The organism is Nocardioides sp. Z35_8 (genome assembly GCF_059621125.1).
The window spans coordinates 917524-932926 of sequence record NZ_JCAQIE010000001.1 but is presented as its reverse complement, the minus strand read 5'-3'; the positions used below and the strand labels follow the sequence as shown (position 1 = coordinate 932926).

Here is a 15403-nt window from a genome sequence, read left to right as displayed (position 1 = left end):
GTGTGCACACCTGTGCACGACCGACCGTCCCGCGCCCGCACGCAGACGGCCCCCGCCACCGTCGTACGACGAGGTGGCGGGGGCCGGAGGCCGGCGCTCAGGTGAAGGAGGCGGCCCGGGCGAGCGAGACGGCGACGAGGGCGACGGCGAGGATGCCGAGCCCGGTCCACTGCACGAGCGAGCGGTGTGACTTCGGCGCGTAGGCGATGATCGCGGCGGCCGCGATGCCGCCGAGGAGGCCGCCGAGGTGTCCCTGCCAGGAGATCATCCGCCAGCCGACGACCGTGATCACGACGCCGAGCACGAGGTTCTGCACGAGCCACTGGGAGTTGAGCCGCGCCTTGCGGGCCGTGACGAGCAGCGCACCCAGCAGCCCGAAGATCGCGCCCGAGGCACCGACCGTCGAGCCGTACTCGAAGCTCAGCCACATCACCATCGCCGAGGAGGCGAGCCCGCTGACGAGGTAGACCGCGAGGAAGCGGCTGCGCCCGACGATGCCCTCGAGCGTCGGGCCGAGGATGAACACCGCGAACATGTTGAGCGCCACGTGCCAGATCTCGACGTGGGTGAAGACGCTGGTGATCAGCTGCCACCAGGCGCCGTCGGCCACCCCCGGCACCTCCCGCGCGACGGCGCTGGTGCACGCCGGGTGGGTCTGGTCGTAGATGTAGCCGTCGCCGGGCGCGCAGTAGCCGTCGGGCCGCAGCGCCAGCAGGTCGACCAGCCGGGAGCGGCTGCCGCCGGTGACCGCGATCGCGAGCCAGACGAGCGCGTTGATGCCGATGATGACGTACGACGTCAGCCGCGGGTCGGCGCTGCGCTCGCCGCCGTACAGGGCGCGGTTCTGGCGCGAGCCCTGGGCGGCCTGCTTGACACAGTCGGGGCACTGGAAGCCCACGGCGGCGTCGCGCATGCAGTCGGGACAGATCGGCCGTTCGCATCGCTGGCAGCGGATCCAGGTCTCGCGGTCGGGGTGCCGGTAGCAGGTGGGCACCCCGGCCGCGGACTGGTCCGCAGCCGGCCCCTGGGGCGGCTCCGTCATGGCTGGGTCATGGCTGGGTCGTGTCTCGCGTCGCGGGCGGCGGCGGGCGGGTCAGCGCTCGATGACGACCGACTCGATGACCACCGGCTCCTGCGGGCGGTCCATCGCGCCGGTGGGCGTGGTGGCGATCGCGTCGACCACGTCGCGGCTGGCCTGGTCGGCCACCTCGCCGAAGATCGTGTGCTTGCGGTTGAGCCACGGGGTCGCGGCCACGGTGATGAAGAACTGCGAGCCGTTGGTGCCCGGGCCGGCGTTGGCCATGGCGAGCAGGTAGGGCTTGTCGAAGACCAGCTCGGGGTGGATCTCGTCCTTGAACGTGTAGCCCGGGCCGCCGGTGCCCGTGCCGAGCGGGCAACCGCCCTGGATCATGAAGCCGTCGATGACGCGGTGGAAGCCGAGCCCGTCGTAGTACCTCTCACCCGACCGGCCGGCGTCGTCGCGGTAGTCCTTGGTGCCCTCGGCGAGGCCGATGAAGTTCTCGACGGTCTCGGGCGCGTGGTGGGGGAACAGGTTGACGACGATGTCGCCCCGGTTGGTCTTGAAGATCGCCTTGGGGTCGGCCATGGAAGTGCCTCTCAGCTGTGGGTCTGGTCCTTCTGTGGTGGCACGGCAGTCGGCTGCCGCCCGACTCGATCCTGCCACGACGGGCCCATCCGACGACGAGGCGGGCGACCCCTGACAGTGCGCGTTCCCGCCCACCCGGCCGGGGCTGGTCGCCTCAGGGTCCCCGTGGTGAGATGGACCCACACTGACAGAGGAGGTCACGCATGCCTTTCGGCCGCAAGAAGTCCCTGATGGACCGCGCGCACGACTACGTGGAGCAGCTCTCGGAGACCGTCAACGACACCGTCATCCCCCAGCTGGAGTCGACCTGGGAGCAGGCGATGGACAAGGCCGGGCCCGCGCTGGCCGAAGCGCGCGAGAAGGCCCAGCCGCTGGTCGAGGAGGGACGCACCCGCGCGAGCGAGGCGGCCGCCGCCGGCGCCGCGCTGGCCGCCGTGAAGGCCGCCGAGGCGCGGGAGAAGGCCGGCCCGCTGCTCGCCGAGGCCAAGGTGAGCGCTGCCGAGAAGGCGGCCGCCGCCGCGACGCTCGCCGCCGAGCGCGCCGCCGAGGGACGCGACCTGGCGATTGCCAAGGTCAACGAGCTGCGCGGCGTGGAGCCCGAGCCCAAGGGCGGCAAGCTGAAGAAGCTGCTGCTCGTCAGCGGGCTGCTCGCCGTCGGCGGCTTGGTCTTCAGCAAGCTGCGCGCCAAGAAGGACGCCGACGCCAACTGGCAGTCGACCTACGTGCCGCCCGCTCCGCCGAAGCCGGCCTCGACCACGATGGCGTCCCCGCCGCCGACGCCCGCCTCCCCGGCGAGCACGTCGGCCGCCCCCGGTGGCGACCCGCTCACCGACCCGCTGCCCGACGACGTCACGGCCGACGACGTGGTGACCGCCGAGCCCCCCGCGACCGACGACGTCGGCGGCGGCGCCCCGGGCGAGGCGATCAGCGACTCGGTCGAGGAGGCGCACAGCCCCTCCGACCCCGACAGCCCTGCCGAGGTCATCGACATCGACGACGTGCCCAGGAAGGGCTGACACCCAGCCACACCAGCGCCGCACGGGCGGTGCGTGAGCGGAGCCTCCGACCCGGGGGAGCCGCCTCACGCACCGCCCGTACGCGTCTCCGGAGCCGGGAGGCTCGGACCGGCCGGCTCAGACCGGCTCGGGGCGGTTGTCCTCGATCCAGTCGTCGATGCGCTCCCACCAGTGGTAGAGCCACTCGATGCGCGCGTCGCGGTCGGCCGGGATCTCCTCGCGCGCGACCCGCCACCAGCGCATGGTGATCTGCTTGTCCATCGGCAGCTCGCGCCAGACGTCGGCGACGGTGAGCATGTGGTCGAGCCCGGTGTGGGCCACCATCAGCACGTCGGCCTCGGGTGCGGCCTCCAGCGCCGCCAGCACGCCGCCGGGCCGCGGGGCGAGCACGTGGGTCATCTCCTCCGCGCGCACCGCCATCCGCTCCATTCCGAGCCGGCGCAGCCGGGCGATGGCGCGGTCGCGGCGGGCGGGGGTGAAGTTGCCGCCCTCGGGGAAGATCACGAACGCGTCGTTGACGTCGAGGCCCGTGGCGAGCGAGGAGATCTGCGACTCGAGGTCCTCGCCGGCGACCGGGTCGGGCGAGATGAAGCGCGCCGGGACCCGGTTGAGGATCACGTCGATGGCGGGGTCCCAGGCGAGGGTGTTCTTCAGCACCACCCGCGGCTCGCGGTGGTACCAGTGCAGCAGGGCGTACATGAGGATGAACGAGTCGCCGGGCCCGGCGTGGCGACACATCACCAGCACCGGGGCGTCGGGCCAGCGCGACGGGTGCGGCCCGTCGGTGCGGATGCGCAGCGCCAGCACCCGCCGGGCCTCGCGGAAGAACACGATGAGCGTGCCCTGCACGAGGTCGTAGTGGATCCCCGAGAAGTAGGGCGAGCGGATCCGCCAGCCGAAGCCGCTGGCCAGCCACAGCCCGAGCAGCACGGCGAGCAGCAGCGTCTCGAACGTGAGGTAGAGCAGCGCCAGCCAGAGCACGCGCAGCGCCCGCCACCGTCCCGGCAGCGCGGGCGAGAGCACGGCCGCCACCAGCAGCCACCCCGGCAGCGTCACCCACATGAGGACCGTCAGGCCGATCACGGCCGGGGCCACGACCAGACGGCGCAGCGCCCAGACGAGGGGGCGCCTCACGACGCGCCGAGCTCGGCGTCGAGGTAGGCCCGCGAGGCGGCGTACGTGGCGTCGATGCGCGCCTGGACGCGGGAGAAGTCGCGGTGGGCGAGCAGCGAGTCGTCGCGCGACGAGGTGCCGCCCGCCGGCAGCACGTGCGCCTCGACGCCCTCGGGGATGGTGGCCATGTCGCGCGTGAAGCGGTGCCGGCGGGCCACCTCGAAGCTCACCCGGGCGACCTCCCACGGCCGGGTCGGCACGCGCAGCGGCCGGTCGATGCGGCCCACCTGGAGCACGAAGACGCGCGTCGCGCCGAGCTCGACGGCCCGGCCGACCGGGATGGAGTTGACCAGCCCGCCGTCGAGGAAGTGCTCGCCGTCGACCTCCGCGGGCGGCAGCAGGCCGGGCACGGCGGCACTGGCGAGGATCGCGGGCACGAGGGGGCCGCTGGTGAACCAGTGCTCGGCGGCCCGCTCGATGCTGGCGGCGCACACCTCGAGGTGCACGGGCAGGTCCTCGAAGCGGAGGTCGCCGAGCTCCTCCTCGAGCCGCGCGCGCAGCGGCTCCGAGGAGTAGATGTGGGTGCCGCTGGAGACGGCCCGCCGCACGGTGCGCAGCGGGCGGTCGCCGTAGACGTCGCGCCCGCGCGCGGTGGCCGCCCACAGCTCGGTCAGCCGGTCGACGACCGCCGGCTCGGGGCGCCTGGCCACCATCGCGCCGTTGAGGGCGCCGACGCTGGTGCCGAGGACCAGGTCGGGGACGATGCCGCGCTCGAGCAGCGCGCGCAGCATGCCGACCTCGACCGCGCCGAGGACGCCGCCGCCGCCGAGCACGAACGCGGTGACCATGGCACGACCCTAGTGAGGATCAGGCGATCTCGGGGTGCTCGGCGCGCACCCGCTGGGTGGCGCGGTGCTCGGCCCAGAACGACAGCACGGGGATCGTGCCGCACACGAGCGTCACCAGGGTGAACGGCAGGTCCCACCCGGCGCGACGGGAGAGCAGGAACGCGCTGAAGAGGAAGATCATGTAGAGCCAGCCGTGGGCCACGCCGAGGTAGGTGGTGATCAGCTCGCCGACGTGCTGGGCGTCGGAGCCGGGGGTGACCCAGGCGGGCGTGCTGTCGAACAGGCCCCACATGGGGGAGCCGTCGAAGTTGGCCAGCGGGACGCCGACCAGGCAGAGCACCACGAGCAGGACCCCCACGATGGAGGCCATGACGCGGTAGACGGTGAGGTTGCGGGACACGGCGGTCAACCTATCCAGCGCTCGGTGAGCGCATCTCGGGAGTGGTGGCGTCGCGGCGCCAGCGCCACCAGATGTAGGCGGCGAAGGCACCGAAGACCCACCACTCGGCGGCGTACAGGAGATTGCGGATGCCGGTCGAGCGGCTCGGCGAGGGCAGCGACTCGAGCTCGGCCTCCTCGAGCCCGGGGCCGGGCTCGTCGCTGATGATGAAGGCGGACCAGAGGTCGACGTCGACGCGCTGGACGGCGTCGGCGACGCGGATCTCGGGGAAGACGTCGTCGTCGGGGTCGTCGTCGGTGACGATCGTCGCCTCGGGCGCCTGCAGCCACCCGGTCACGTCGGCCTCGCCGGACACCGCGAGCAGGTCGGGGTCGGGCTCGGGCGCCCACCCGCGGACGACGAGCACGGCGGCGTCGCCGGTCTGCAGCGGCGCGACGGCCCAGTAGCCGGGCTCGCCGGACCCCTCGCGGTCGGCGACCCAGAAGCCGCCGTCGAGCCACCGGCCCGACACCTCGACCGGGCGGCCGAGGTCGGAGGCGCGGAACGGGTCGTCGTTGCCCATCACGTCGGTCAGCGGCACCGGCGCGACGTCGGTCAGGTCGCGTGCCTCGGCGGCGCGGTCTGCCTCGAAGGCGTCGTACTGCCACTTGCCGAGCATCCCGGCGATCCCCACCAGCACCAGCGCCAACGCCGCAGCCGCGACGTCGATCAACAGGCTGGGTCGGCGGGGGGCGGTCACGGCCTCGATTGTCCCAGCCGTCCGGTCACCCTCCCGCGGCGCCTGCCAGCTCGTCCCGCCTGCGAGTGAGGTACGCCATCTCGGCGCGATTGCCGGCCAACTCGATCGCCCGGTCGTAGGCCTTCCGCGCCTCCGCGCTGCGGCCCATCCGGCGCAGCAGGTCGGCGCGGGCGGCGTGGAGGGCGTGGTAGCCGGCGAGCGCCCCGGCCACGGCCTCGACCTCGGCGAGGGCGACGTGCGGGCCGTCGAGCTCGGCGAGCGCGATCGCCCGGTTGAGCCTGACGATCGGCGAGGGGTCGAGGCGGGCGAGCTGGTCGTAGAGCGCCACGACCTGCGACCAGTCGGTGTCGCGGGCGTCGGCGGCGTCGGTGTGCACGGCGTTGACGGCGGCCAGGAGCTGGTAGCGCCCGGGCGGGCGACCCGACGCGAGCCGCTCCCGCACGAGGGCGTGCCCCTCCTCGACGAGCGCCCGGTCCCACGCGCCGCGGTCCTGGCGGTCGAGGGGGACCAGCTCACCGCCGGCCGAGACCCGCGCCTCACGGCGAGCCTCGATGAGCAGCATGAGGGCGAGCAGCCCGGCCACCTCGCCGTCGTCGGGCAGCAGCTCGCGCACCAGCCGCGTCAGCCGGATCGCCTCCCCCGTGAGCTCGGCGCGCACGGGCTCGGCGTCGGCGGTGGTGGCGAGGTAGCCCTCGTTGAAGATGAGGTAGAGCACCGCCAGCACCCCGTCGACCCGGGCGGGCAGGTCGGCGGCGTCCGGCACCCGCCACGGGATGCGCGCGGCGCGGACCTTGCCCTTGGCGCGGGTGATCCGCTGGGCCACCGTCGTCTCCTGCACGAGGAAGGCGCGCGCGATCTCCGCGACGGTGAGCCCGCCCACCAGGCGCAGGGTGAGGGCGACGCGCGCCTCCGGAGCGAGCGCGGGGTGCGCGCAGGTGAACAGGAGCCGGAGTCGCTCGTCCGCGACGGCGCCCGTGGGCTCCGGGGGATCGGAGAGCTGGTCGGACAACATGTGGGCCTGCCTCTGCTTGGCCTCGCGCCTGCCCTCGCGGCGCAGGCGGTCGAGCGCCTTGTTGCCGGCCGTCGTGGTCAGCCACGCGCCCGGGCTCGGTGGTACGCCGTCGGCGCGCCACCGCTCGACGGCGGTCGCGAACGCCTCGGCGGCGGCCTCCTCCGCGACGTCGAGGTCGCCGAAGCGCCGCGCGAGGGCGGCCACCACCCGGGCCCACTCGTCCTGGTGGACCCGGGCGAGGACGCCGTCGGGGTCGTCGCCGCGGCCGGAGTCAGGGTCGACGTCGGGCGGCGTCACGGATCAGGCGACGCCGCCGAAGGGGCGGACCTCGACCTTGCGGTGGCAGGCGCGCGAGGCGTCGGCCGACAGCGCGAGGGCCACGTCGAGGTCGTCGGCGGTGAGCACCCAGAAGCCGGCGAGGAACTCCTTGGACTCCACGAACGGTCCGTCGCTGAACACCGGCTCGCCGCCGCGGCTGTCCGTCACGGTGGCGTCGTCGGGACCGGTCAGGCCGCCGGCGAAGACCCAGCGGCCCTCGGCCCGCATCCGGTCGTTGAACGCGTCGATCGCGCCGGGCGCGGAGTCGTCGGCGGGGTTGTCGGTGTCGCCGATGACGCTGAGGAGGTAGTGCATGTCGTTCTCCTGTGCTCGGTGGCCGCCCCTGTCGGGCGGCCTCTCACCCCTACCACGAACGACGTGGCCGGGATACGACACCGCGCGACGACGTCTTTCCTCCGGTCCCCGCCTGGCGTCAGGCGGAGGCGAGGGCGAGCTTGACGGCGAACCCGACGAACACCGCGCCGACGGCCGACGTGGCGCCCGCCGACAGCGCCCGGCGACGGCGGAACGCGGCAGCGAGGTGGTTGCCGGCGAAGATCAGCACGCTGAGGTAGGTCGCGCTGGCGAGCGTCGCCAGCGAGCCGAGCACGAGGAACGACACCACCGGGTGGGGGTAGGCAGGGTCGACGAACTGCACGAAGAACGCGACGAAGAACAAGATGGCCTTGGGGTTGAGCAGGCTGATCACCAGCGCGCGGCGGTAGGGCCGCTCGCCCCGACCCTGCGGCTCGACGCCGGCCTCGTGCGCCGCGTCGGCGATCTGCTCGGCGACGGGCACCCGCGAGCGCCACGTCGTCCACCCGGTGCGCAGCATCCCGATCGCGAGCCACAGCAGGTAGGACGCACCCGCCCACTTCACCACCGCGAACGCCGCCGGGTTGGCCTGGAGCAGCGAGGCGACCCCCGCGGCCGAGAGCGTCATCAGCACCGCGTCCCCGGTCCACACGCCCGCCGCGCCGGCGTACCCGCTCCGCACCCCGCGGCGGGCGGCGACGGAGAGGATGTAGATCGAGTTCGGCCCCGGCAGCAGGATGATGAGGATGAGGCCGACGAGGTAGGTCGGGAGGTCGGTGATGCCCAGCACGGCACCAGTGTGCGACCTGGCCGGCGGTCGCGCCCAGCGGATTCCGCGCGGTGGAAGCGACGTCACACCGGGCTGGGCGCAGTCCCGGCTGGAGGGTCTGGTCTGGTGGAGCCTAGGGACTCGAGGTCTGCCCCGAGTTCGGTTGACACCTTGAGGTGGGCGGCGGGGTGAAGCCGAGGTCCTGCAACTCGCTTTTCCATGCGGCGGCCAGGTCGGCGCCGGTGCAGGGCACCACCTTGTCGGGACGAGTGTCGGCCCAGGCGCGTCGGTCCCACGTACGGTCGTGACGAAGTGATCGGATCTAAGTGCGTCAGGGTTAAGCTCACCGCCAAACTCGCACGTCCGCGTCGATTCCAGGGGGAGTGCGTGGCACAGGATCCACTCAGGCCGGGCTTGCGGGATGAGCTGGTCACCGAGGAGCTGAGTCAGCTTCTAGCCCAACTGGATCAGGAGCAGCTGATCTCCGACCCGCTGCGTGCTAGCGACGCCGTCGAACGACTGGGCAAGCACCTGCTGCGCGTGGCTCGACGGATGCGGACCCCGACTGACACCCAAGCCGTCGAGTCTGGGACCACGTTGGTGAACGCCGCGATCGTGGCTCTAGGGGCGGACTTCGCGGGTGATCGCGTGAGCCACCCTCCACGACTCCTCAAGGGAGTACGCCACCCTGTGGGACTCACGCGGGGAGCGTTGCCCGACCACCCGATGATCCCGCTCACTTCGAGCGAGCTTCTCGTGAACGGCGCTGGCGAGCCCGGCTTTGGCGCCGTGCTGAAGGAGGAGATCCGCTGCGCCGACGAGGTCGACCTCATCTGCGCCTTCGTCGGATACACCGGCTTCCAACCGCTCAAGGACGAGTTCCGGGCCCTGATCGAGCGGGGCGGGCGGGTACGCGTGATTACGTCGACGTATCTCGGGGCGACCAGTGCGAAGGCCCTCGATGAGCTGGTGACGCTCGGCGCCGACGTCCGAGTCAACTATCAAGGTCAATCGACGAAGCTGCACGCCAAAGCTTGGCTGTTTCGCCGCCCGGGCGAGCTCGATACCGCGTGCGTAGGCTCGTCGAACCTGTCGGACGCCGCCCTGTACTCCGGGCTTGAATGGAACGTTCGCCTCGCCAGGGCGGACGCGCCCGCGGTCCTCGGTCGGATTCACCAAACCTTCGAGAGCTACTGGCACACCGCGGTTTACGAGCCCTATTCGCTGGCCGACCGGCCGCGGCTCGACGCGGCCCTGCTCGACGCCAAGGGCTACGCGCACCGCGCCATCAGCCGGACGGCACAGCGCACAATCGACCAGCTCAATCAGCAGCTTGTTGACGCGTATGCCGAGATGCTGCTGGTGGCAAGGCCCCACCAACGCTTGGTTCTTGACACGCTGAAGCATCGACGCGAGTCGTTCGACGAGCACCGACACTTGGTTGTCGCCGCAACCGGCACAGGCAAGACGGTGATCGCCGCGCTCGATTACGCGCGCCTCTGCGTCCCGGGGCGACCGAGGCCGCGGTTGCTCTTTGTCGCTCACCGTGAGCAGATCCTTAATCAAGCGCGTGACACGTTTCGCAGGGCGTTGAAGGACCCGGGGTTCGGCGAGGTTCTCACGGGCAGCGCCGCGCCGCCGGCATCCGACCATCATGTCTTCGCCATGGTGCAGACGTTGCACCGCCGGCTGGCCGCGGTGCCAAGCGATCACTTCGACGTCGTCTATATCGACGAGGCGCATCACGGTTCCGCGTCGTCCTGGCGCGAGGTCATCGAGCACTTTGACCCCAGCGAGATCGTGGGCCTTACCGCTACACCTGAGCGGACCGACGGAGTCGGCGTTGCCGACCTTTTTGGCGGCGAGTACACCACCGAGTTGCGGCTGTGGGAAGCAGTCGACGACCAGTTGCTTGCGCCGTTTGAGTACGTCGGTGTGGACGACGGCACCGATCTCCGCCAGTTGCCCTGGCATCGAGGTGACTACGCGGTCGGCGAGTTAGCCGAGCTCTACACCGGGGATCACGAGCGCGTGCGCCTGATTGTCCAGGCGATTGAGCGGTGGGTCGACGTGCCCGCGTCCATGCGTGGACTGGGATTCTGCGTGTCGGTCGCGCACGCGCAGTTCATGGCGACCGAGTTCACCCGTCGGGGCTTCAAGGCCGACTACCTCGAGGGTCACCACGATCAAGCTCACCGCGACGAGGTCATGGCTCGGCTCAAGGCGGGTGAGCTTCAAGTGGTCTTCAGTGTTGACGTACTGGGGGAAGGCATCGATGCCCCCGACGTGGACACGCTCCTGCTCTTGCGCCCCACCCAGAGTCCGGTGCTTTTCGCGCAGCAACTGGGTCGCGGACTGCGAACTTCGCCGGGAAAGTCGACCTGCCTGGTGCTCGACTTCATCGGCCAGCACCGCGCGGAGTACCGCTTCGAGGAACGGTTCCGTGCGCTAATCAACCCCACCCGCGGGAGCCTACGCGCTCAAGCCGAGCAAGAGTTTCCATTCCTACCGGCTGGCTGCTCCCTCACCCTCGAACGCGTTGCACGTGAGCGGGTGTTGGCGCGGCTCAAGGCCGTTGCCCCAGGCGCAGGGCTGTCGGGCCTCAAGAAGGACCTCCTTCGGACACAGCCAAAGTCACTGGCGGAGTTCCTTGAGTCGACTGAGCGCACCGTCGAACAGCTGTACGCCGCTGATCAACGCAAGGTTTCCTGGACACGGCTCTTGCGCGCCGCCGGCGGATTCGACGTACCCGCCGAACCCTCCGAGCCCAAGCTGCGGCAGGAGGAGGCCGACCTGCTCAAGCGCGTCGGCTTCCTGCAGCACGTGACCGACCCACCGCGGATCAACGCCTGGACCACGTGGCTCAGCCGTCCGGCGTCCCCGGTTGCGGAGAAGCTCTCCGTCTCTGAGTCTCGACTGGCGATGCAACTGATGCACCTGCTGGGGATGACACCCGCCAGTCTCGAAACAGGCTTCGAGCAGCTTTGGCGCCACGATCCAGTTCGCGAAGAGATCAGCGAGTTGTTGACTCTCACCGGTTCAGCCCGCGATGCGACAGTCACGGATCTCGCCGGACTGGATCAGGTGCCGCTGATGGCCCACGCGCGCTACACACGCGCCGAGGTGTTCGCGGCTATGGGCGTCAGCACGATCGACAAGCCTAAAGAGCATCGCGAGGGCGTCTACTTCGTTCCTGACCTTCGCACGCAGTTGATGTTCGTGACACTGAACAAGGACGATGCCTCGTTCGCCTCGCACGTTCAGTACAAGGATCACGCCGTCTCGGCCGACCTATTCCACTGGGAGTCGCCCAACAACTGGCGCCAGCACACGCCAGCGATGCTGAGATGCATAGGTGACGGACCTGAGGCCTCCAAACACCGACTGCTCTTTGTGCGCGAGCGAAGCAGTGGAGGCGTCGAGGGTACGTTCCGCTGCTTCGGCCAAGTCGATCTGTATGGCGACCTCGAGGGCGATCGTCCTGTCGCACTCACTTGGCGGCTGCGTCAGCCGCTGCCTGAAATGATCTTTGAAGCGACCAATCTCTTAGCGACAAGCTAGGCAGCATGAGAGCCGTTTGAGGCAATAGAGCGATGCGGACCCGGGGCTGTACACATCGGGGGTCTTCTGCTGTGGGTGGTCGCTTAGGGTGGCGTGAACGCCGGGTCCCAGCGATGCAGGCAGCGCTGGGAGACGAAGCCCTGTGAGCCTGCCGCGCCGAACCTCTCCCGTGTCCACCCCACCGCCTCAGTCCGCACTCCAATGTCGAGCCGCCACTGGGGATGCGCGACGGAGCGTCCACATGGTCCGATGCTTGATGGTGCACGCCCGCCTGATCAAGGCCCTCTTGGGCTCGATCCTGGGATGAATAGTCGGTAGAGACCAACGCTGACGGTACGGAGTCGTCGACTTCGGTCGGCTCGACGCTGGCCGGGCGGAGCTTCGGCGGCGCCGCAGACCAGGCCCGCAGGTTTCCCAGCACTTCGACGTAGAAGGCGTCGACTGTGGTCAGCACGGAGTCAATGAACGATCCGCGCCCGCGCCCGCGCTTCATACCCAGGTTTCCCGAGACTGCGAGACGAAACGTCCGCAACTCCTTGGCCGGATCGAGGACGAGACTGTTTGGGTTCTCGCGCACCGTGGACAGGAGTTCCGCTGCTTGCGACCCGCGTGCATGTGCGGCGAACACCTCGATTCTTGTCCCGTCCGGCGCGTTCTTCAGCTGGCGCAGTAGCCAATTCACGCGAGTGGTGGGACGGCCCTCGCGCGGCGAGTCGACGTCCACGTGGCAGGTCACCCGTCCGGCGCGAAGGTCCGCGGTCACGACCAAGTGCCCCACCGTGTCAGGGATCCGAATGGCACCGGACATCTGACCGGTCGCGCATAGGGACTCCGTCAGGGCTTGGGCGCGGACCAATGGGTCAGCGGCCTCCTTGCGAGAGAGAACGGGAACGACCTCGGTGCCGAGCTGACGACCGAGCTGCAAGCTGGCGAACCTCAGCAGGGCGTCGAATCGGGCGACAACCTCGGCGATGCCCTTGTCAGTCGTGCGCAGGGTCCCTGTTGTGACCTGGTCACGGACCCCGACCCAGGCCTCACCCATGTCGTCGAACTCCAGCGCGCCTGACTTGCTGTGTTCGAGGTAGCGGATCAGTTCACCGAGGATCCAGGCTTGATCTGGGTCGGCGACGCCACGGAACTCCTTCTGCATGACCGCCTCGGCAAGTACCTGCGACCACGAGACGTGGTGAAGGGCGACCTTCTTCAGCTTGCGCTTGTCGACCTTGGTGGGGTGCAGTCCAGCGACCGCGGATATCTCATTCGAGATGGTGATGACAGCGTTGAAGCCATGGTCGCGGGCGATGTCGAGGTAGTTCTCCAACTGTTCAGTCGCGAGCTGGTTGGGGCCCGTCTTGACCTCGACGAGTGCTGTCCATGTGTTCGACCCGCGCGATACCCGGATCAGGCCGTCCGGGTAGAGGCGTTTCTCTCCGAGCATGAATGGCACCTCAATGAAGCACTCAAGAGCGCCAACGGGAGCACCGAACGGCTTGACGAAGCCGCGGCCGAACTCCTTGACCGCCGACAACACTGCCAGAAGCGCCGACGTCGCGCGTCGCTCCTGCTCCTCAGCGCCATTGATTCCCGAGGTGGGAATGAGCCGTGCTTCATGCCAGGACTCTTCAGCCATGATCTCCCCGTAAGTGGTGCATCGCGGTGGCAACTGGCCATGCGGCCAGAGGGCGGCGGTAGCGAAAGACACGCGCGTTTGCCGCGAATCGAACGACGCGACTCTCGAATGGCCCCGAACGCGGTCAGGCCGGCGACAGGGCGGACGCTATCCGCCTGTGCACATCCTCGAGGCCATCGACGTCCGATGCACCGCCGGCCTGCAGCAGCGGATACAACTTCTTGGGCCACATCACCTCGACGCCGCGTGTCGTGAACGAGCCGCCGATCAGCGGCCAGTCCGCCTCGACGAAACAGAGCACGCCCTGGACTGCGACCTGGTCGCCGACCACGCTGCGGACGATGTCGACCTGCTTTAGCACGCCGTCGACGAGCTTCGTGCAGTTGCGGCTGCCGACCATCAGCTTCTCGACACGCGGCCGGAGGAGTCCGCCCTCGACCTTGAGGTGCGGCCGTCCGGCGTACTTCTTCGCGTCGATGACGAACACGCCGGTGGGCGTGACGACCAGGTGGTCGATGTTCGCCCTGCTCCCAGGAATGCGCCGGTCGTGCAGGACGCGGAGAGTGTTCGAGGCGAGCTCGTTGAGACGCCTGCCGAGTCGCTCCTCGCCGAGCGCGCCGGTGTCCCATGACTTGGTCGACTGCGGCTCGTCGGTCAGTGCGTGGATGAGCCCGCCCAACCTGGGGTGCTTCTCCCGGATCCGTCGTTCCCTACTCTGCTCGCGCCGTTCAAACTCTCGCCGAGCGGAACCACCCGGGGTGCCGGGGTGGATCGGGTCTTCGACAGTGGGCACGTCGACACGCGACTGGTCGTGGTGCAGGCATCGCACGGTCTTCGTCAACCGCTCGTAGATCGCCTCGGTCTTGGGAGGCAGCTCGACGTCGCAGACGCGGCACGCCCCGGCGTATCGCAGGCGCATCCGCTTCTCGTCCGTCCTAACCGCGTCATCCACGCTCAGGACCGTAACGACGAGCCTGCGACCATGTTTGGATTTCGCAAATTTGCCGAGGCACGGGGCCGAGAGTGGTCCTTCCCCCCACCAGTCCCCCTAGAGCCCGATCTCGAAGTCGATCGGAATACTCCAGAAAAGAACAAACCCAGGCTGACCTGCGGTTTTGGTTGTGGAGCCTAGGGGACTCGAACCCCTAACCCCCTGCTTGCAAAGCAGGTGCGCTACCAATTGCGCCAAGGCCCCGTGAGCGCTTGGCGCTCGGAGGTGGGCTCAGGCCTTCTCGACGGTGTCGGTGGCCTCGGCCCAGAGGGCCTGCTCGTTCTTGCCCTCGTCCATCTTCTTCTTCGCCAGGACCGCGCCGGCGGCAGCGAGGGCGACCAGCAGGAGCTTCTTCATGGACTCTCCTCGAGAGCGGAGCGAAGGGGATGGAGTGGGCCTAGGAGGACTTGAACCTCCGACCTCTTCCTTATCAGGGAAGCGCTCTAACCGTCTGAGCTATAGGCCCGTGCACGCCGCAAGCGGCGACGCCGAAGGTTACCTGACCGCGGTCAGGCCGTGCCAATCGAGGTCGCGACTCACTTCTCGTCCTCCGCGAGGGTCACCTCGATGCCGCCCAGGAGGGCGGCCGCGAGGTTGTAGAGGAAGGCGGTGAGGGTCGCGATCGCGGTCAGCAGGATGACGTCGACCACCGAGACGAGCAGCGTGAAGCCGAGCACCCGCGACATGCCGACGTAGTTGGTGACGTCGAAGGACGAGTTGCCGCTGTCGCCCTCGACGATGCTGCCGACGGCGGAGTTGATCGAGTCCCACACGCCGGCCGCGCCGAGCACCGACCACACCATGAAGATCGCGACGAACGTGACCACACCGAAGGCGACCGAGAGCAGGAACGCCGTCTTCATCACCGACCAGGGGTCGATGCGGGTCAGCCGGAGGCGGGCGCGGCGCGGCTGGCGGCCGGACGTACGCCGGGCGCGGCTGCTCCGCCCCGACGACGGTCCGGCGTTGGCCCGGTGCTCCTCAGCGGCGCTGGACAGCGTGTCCTGGAGCCGACCGGTCAGCGACCTCTTGGCGGGCTCTCCGCCGGAGGTGCGGCGGGGCGTCGCGGTGCGTTCCGACATGGA

The 15403-nt window shown here is 69.8% G+C and carries 15 protein-coding genes and 2 tRNA genes; 2 read left to right on the top strand and 15 right to left on the bottom strand.

Annotation, left to right across the window (positions count from 1 at the left end; translation table 11 throughout):
• Positions 1-97: 97 nt before the first annotated feature.
• Together AC54T2_RS04480 and AC54T2_RS04475 are read right to left on the bottom strand one after the other, a co-directional pair.
• On the bottom strand, positions 98-1042 hold the full coding sequence (locus AC54T2_RS04480; RefSeq protein ID WP_186339707.1) for a rhomboid family intramembrane serine protease: 945 nt from the start codon (positions 1040-1042) through the stop codon (positions 98-100).
• 51 nt (positions 1043-1093) lie between these two features.
• Positions 1094-1606: a peptidylprolyl isomerase gene (locus AC54T2_RS04475; RefSeq protein WP_186339706.1), complete on the bottom strand. Its 513-nt coding sequence runs from the start codon at positions 1604-1606 to the stop codon at positions 1094-1096.
• Between the two features lie 203 nt (positions 1607-1809).
• Here AC54T2_RS04475 and AC54T2_RS04470 point away from each other — a divergent pair, with 203 nt between their 5' ends.
• Positions 1810-2622 carry a hypothetical protein gene (locus AC54T2_RS04470; RefSeq protein ID WP_186339705.1) on the top strand — a complete coding sequence of 271 codons (813 nt, stop codon included), beginning with the start codon at positions 1810-1812 and terminating at the stop codon, positions 2620-2622.
• 117 nt (positions 2623-2739) lie between these two features.
• On the opposite strand, the gene AC54T2_RS04465 is transcribed toward AC54T2_RS04470, so the two are convergent.
• The 7 genes from AC54T2_RS04465 to leuE all read right to left on the bottom strand — a co-directional run bounded on the left by AC54T2_RS04465 (position 2740) and on the right by leuE (position 8157).
• Positions 2740-3756 carry a 1-acyl-sn-glycerol-3-phosphate acyltransferase gene (locus tag AC54T2_RS04465; protein ID WP_496665631.1) on the bottom strand — a complete coding sequence of 339 codons (1017 nt, stop codon included), beginning with the start codon at positions 3754-3756 and terminating at the stop codon, positions 2740-2742.
• Positions 3753-4583, bottom strand: a complete 831-nt coding sequence (locus tag AC54T2_RS04460; protein WP_186339704.1) for a patatin-like phospholipase family protein — start codon at positions 4581-4583, stop codon at positions 3753-3755. Before AC54T2_RS04460 ends, AC54T2_RS04465 begins: the two co-directional genes overlap by 4 nt.
• Positions 4584-4602: 19 nt before the next feature.
• On the bottom strand, positions 4603-4983 hold the full coding sequence (locus tag AC54T2_RS04455) for a DUF3817 domain-containing protein (protein WP_206054463.1): 381 nt from the start codon (positions 4981-4983) through the stop codon (positions 4603-4605).
• A gap of 10 nt (positions 4984-4993) precedes the next feature.
• Positions 4994-5722: an SURF1 family protein gene (locus AC54T2_RS04450; RefSeq protein WP_496665630.1), complete on the bottom strand. Its 729-nt coding sequence runs from the start codon at positions 5720-5722 to the stop codon at positions 4994-4996.
• 25 nt (positions 5723-5747) lie between these two features.
• Entirely contained in the window at positions 5748-6941 is a 1194-nt protein-coding gene (locus AC54T2_RS04445) for an RNA polymerase sigma factor (protein WP_496666253.1), read from the bottom strand.
• Between the two features lie 93 nt (positions 6942-7034).
• Complete coding sequence (locus AC54T2_RS04440; protein ID WP_496665629.1) at positions 7035-7367, bottom strand: YciI family protein; 333 nt, start codon at positions 7365-7367, stop codon at positions 7035-7037.
• Positions 7368-7485: 118 nt separating this feature from the next.
• On the bottom strand, positions 7486-8157 hold the full coding sequence (leuE, locus tag AC54T2_RS04435) for a leucine efflux protein LeuE (RefSeq protein WP_496665628.1): 672 nt from the start codon (positions 8155-8157) through the stop codon (positions 7486-7488).
• 366 nt (positions 8158-8523) lie between these two features.
• On the opposite strand from leuE, the gene AC54T2_RS04430 reads away from it, so the two are divergent.
• The gene (locus AC54T2_RS04430) at positions 8524-11697 is read left to right on the top strand and encodes a DUF3427 domain-containing protein (RefSeq protein WP_496665627.1); all 3174 of its coding nucleotides are present in this window, start codon (positions 8524-8526) and stop codon (positions 11695-11697) included.
• On the opposite strand, the gene AC54T2_RS04425 is transcribed toward AC54T2_RS04430, so the two are convergent.
• The 6 genes from AC54T2_RS04425 to AC54T2_RS04400 form a co-directional block, all read right to left on the bottom strand.
• The gene (locus tag AC54T2_RS04425) at positions 11627-13327 is read right to left on the bottom strand and encodes a hypothetical protein (RefSeq protein ID WP_496665626.1); all 1701 of its coding nucleotides are present in this window, start codon (positions 13325-13327) and stop codon (positions 11627-11629) included. The two genes, AC54T2_RS04430 and AC54T2_RS04425, sit on opposite strands and share 71 nt — an antisense overlap.
• A 124-nt stretch (positions 13328-13451) precedes the next feature.
• Positions 13452-14279 carry a nuclease-related domain-containing protein gene (locus AC54T2_RS04420; protein WP_496665625.1) on the bottom strand — a complete coding sequence of 276 codons (828 nt, stop codon included), beginning with the start codon at positions 14277-14279 and terminating at the stop codon, positions 13452-13454.
• A gap of 170 nt (positions 14280-14449) precedes the next feature.
• Positions 14450-14522 (bottom strand) — tRNA-Ala (locus AC54T2_RS04415).
• A gap of 27 nt (positions 14523-14549) precedes the next feature.
• Positions 14550-14675: a DLW-39 family protein gene (locus AC54T2_RS04410; protein WP_222129345.1), complete on the bottom strand. Its 126-nt coding sequence runs from the start codon at positions 14673-14675 to the stop codon at positions 14550-14552.
• A 35-nt stretch (positions 14676-14710) separates the two neighbouring features.
• Positions 14711-14784 (bottom strand) — tRNA-Ile (locus tag AC54T2_RS04405).
• A gap of 70 nt (positions 14785-14854) precedes the next feature.
• On the bottom strand, positions 14855-15400 hold the full coding sequence (locus tag AC54T2_RS04400) for a DUF3566 domain-containing protein (RefSeq protein ID WP_186339692.1): 546 nt from the start codon (positions 15398-15400) through the stop codon (positions 14855-14857).
• Between the last annotated feature and the right edge of the window lie 3 nt (positions 15401-15403).

Excerpts from the sequence above, each read along its gene's own strand:
- AC54T2_RS04440 (WP_496665629.1), bottom strand. The coding sequence starts at position 7,367 with ATGCACTACCTCCTCAGCGTCATCGGCGACACCGACAACCCCGCCGAC.
- AC54T2_RS04475 (WP_186339706.1), bottom strand. The coding sequence starts at position 1,606 with ATGGCCGACCCCAAGGCGATCTTCAAGACCAACCGGGGCGACATCGTC.
- AC54T2_RS04460 (WP_186339704.1), bottom strand. The coding sequence starts at position 4,583 with ATGGTCACCGCGTTCGTGCTCGGCGGCGGCGGCGTCCTCGGCGCGGTC.
- AC54T2_RS04410 (WP_222129345.1), bottom strand. The coding sequence starts at position 14,675 with ATGAAGAAGCTCCTGCTGGTCGCCCTCGCTGCCGCCGGCGCGGTCCTG.
- AC54T2_RS04470 (WP_186339705.1), top strand. The coding sequence starts at position 1,810 with ATGCCTTTCGGCCGCAAGAAGTCCCTGATGGACCGCGCGCACGACTAC.
- AC54T2_RS04425 (WP_496665626.1), bottom strand. The coding sequence starts at position 13,327 with ATGGCTGAAGAGTCCTGGCATGAAGCACGGCTCATTCCCACCTCGGGA.
- AC54T2_RS04400 (WP_186339692.1), bottom strand. The coding sequence starts at position 15,400 with ATGTCGGAACGCACCGCGACGCCCCGCCGCACCTCCGGCGGAGAGCCC.
- AC54T2_RS04480 (WP_186339707.1), bottom strand. The coding sequence starts at position 1,042 with ATGACGGAGCCGCCCCAGGGGCCGGCTGCGGACCAGTCCGCGGCCGGG.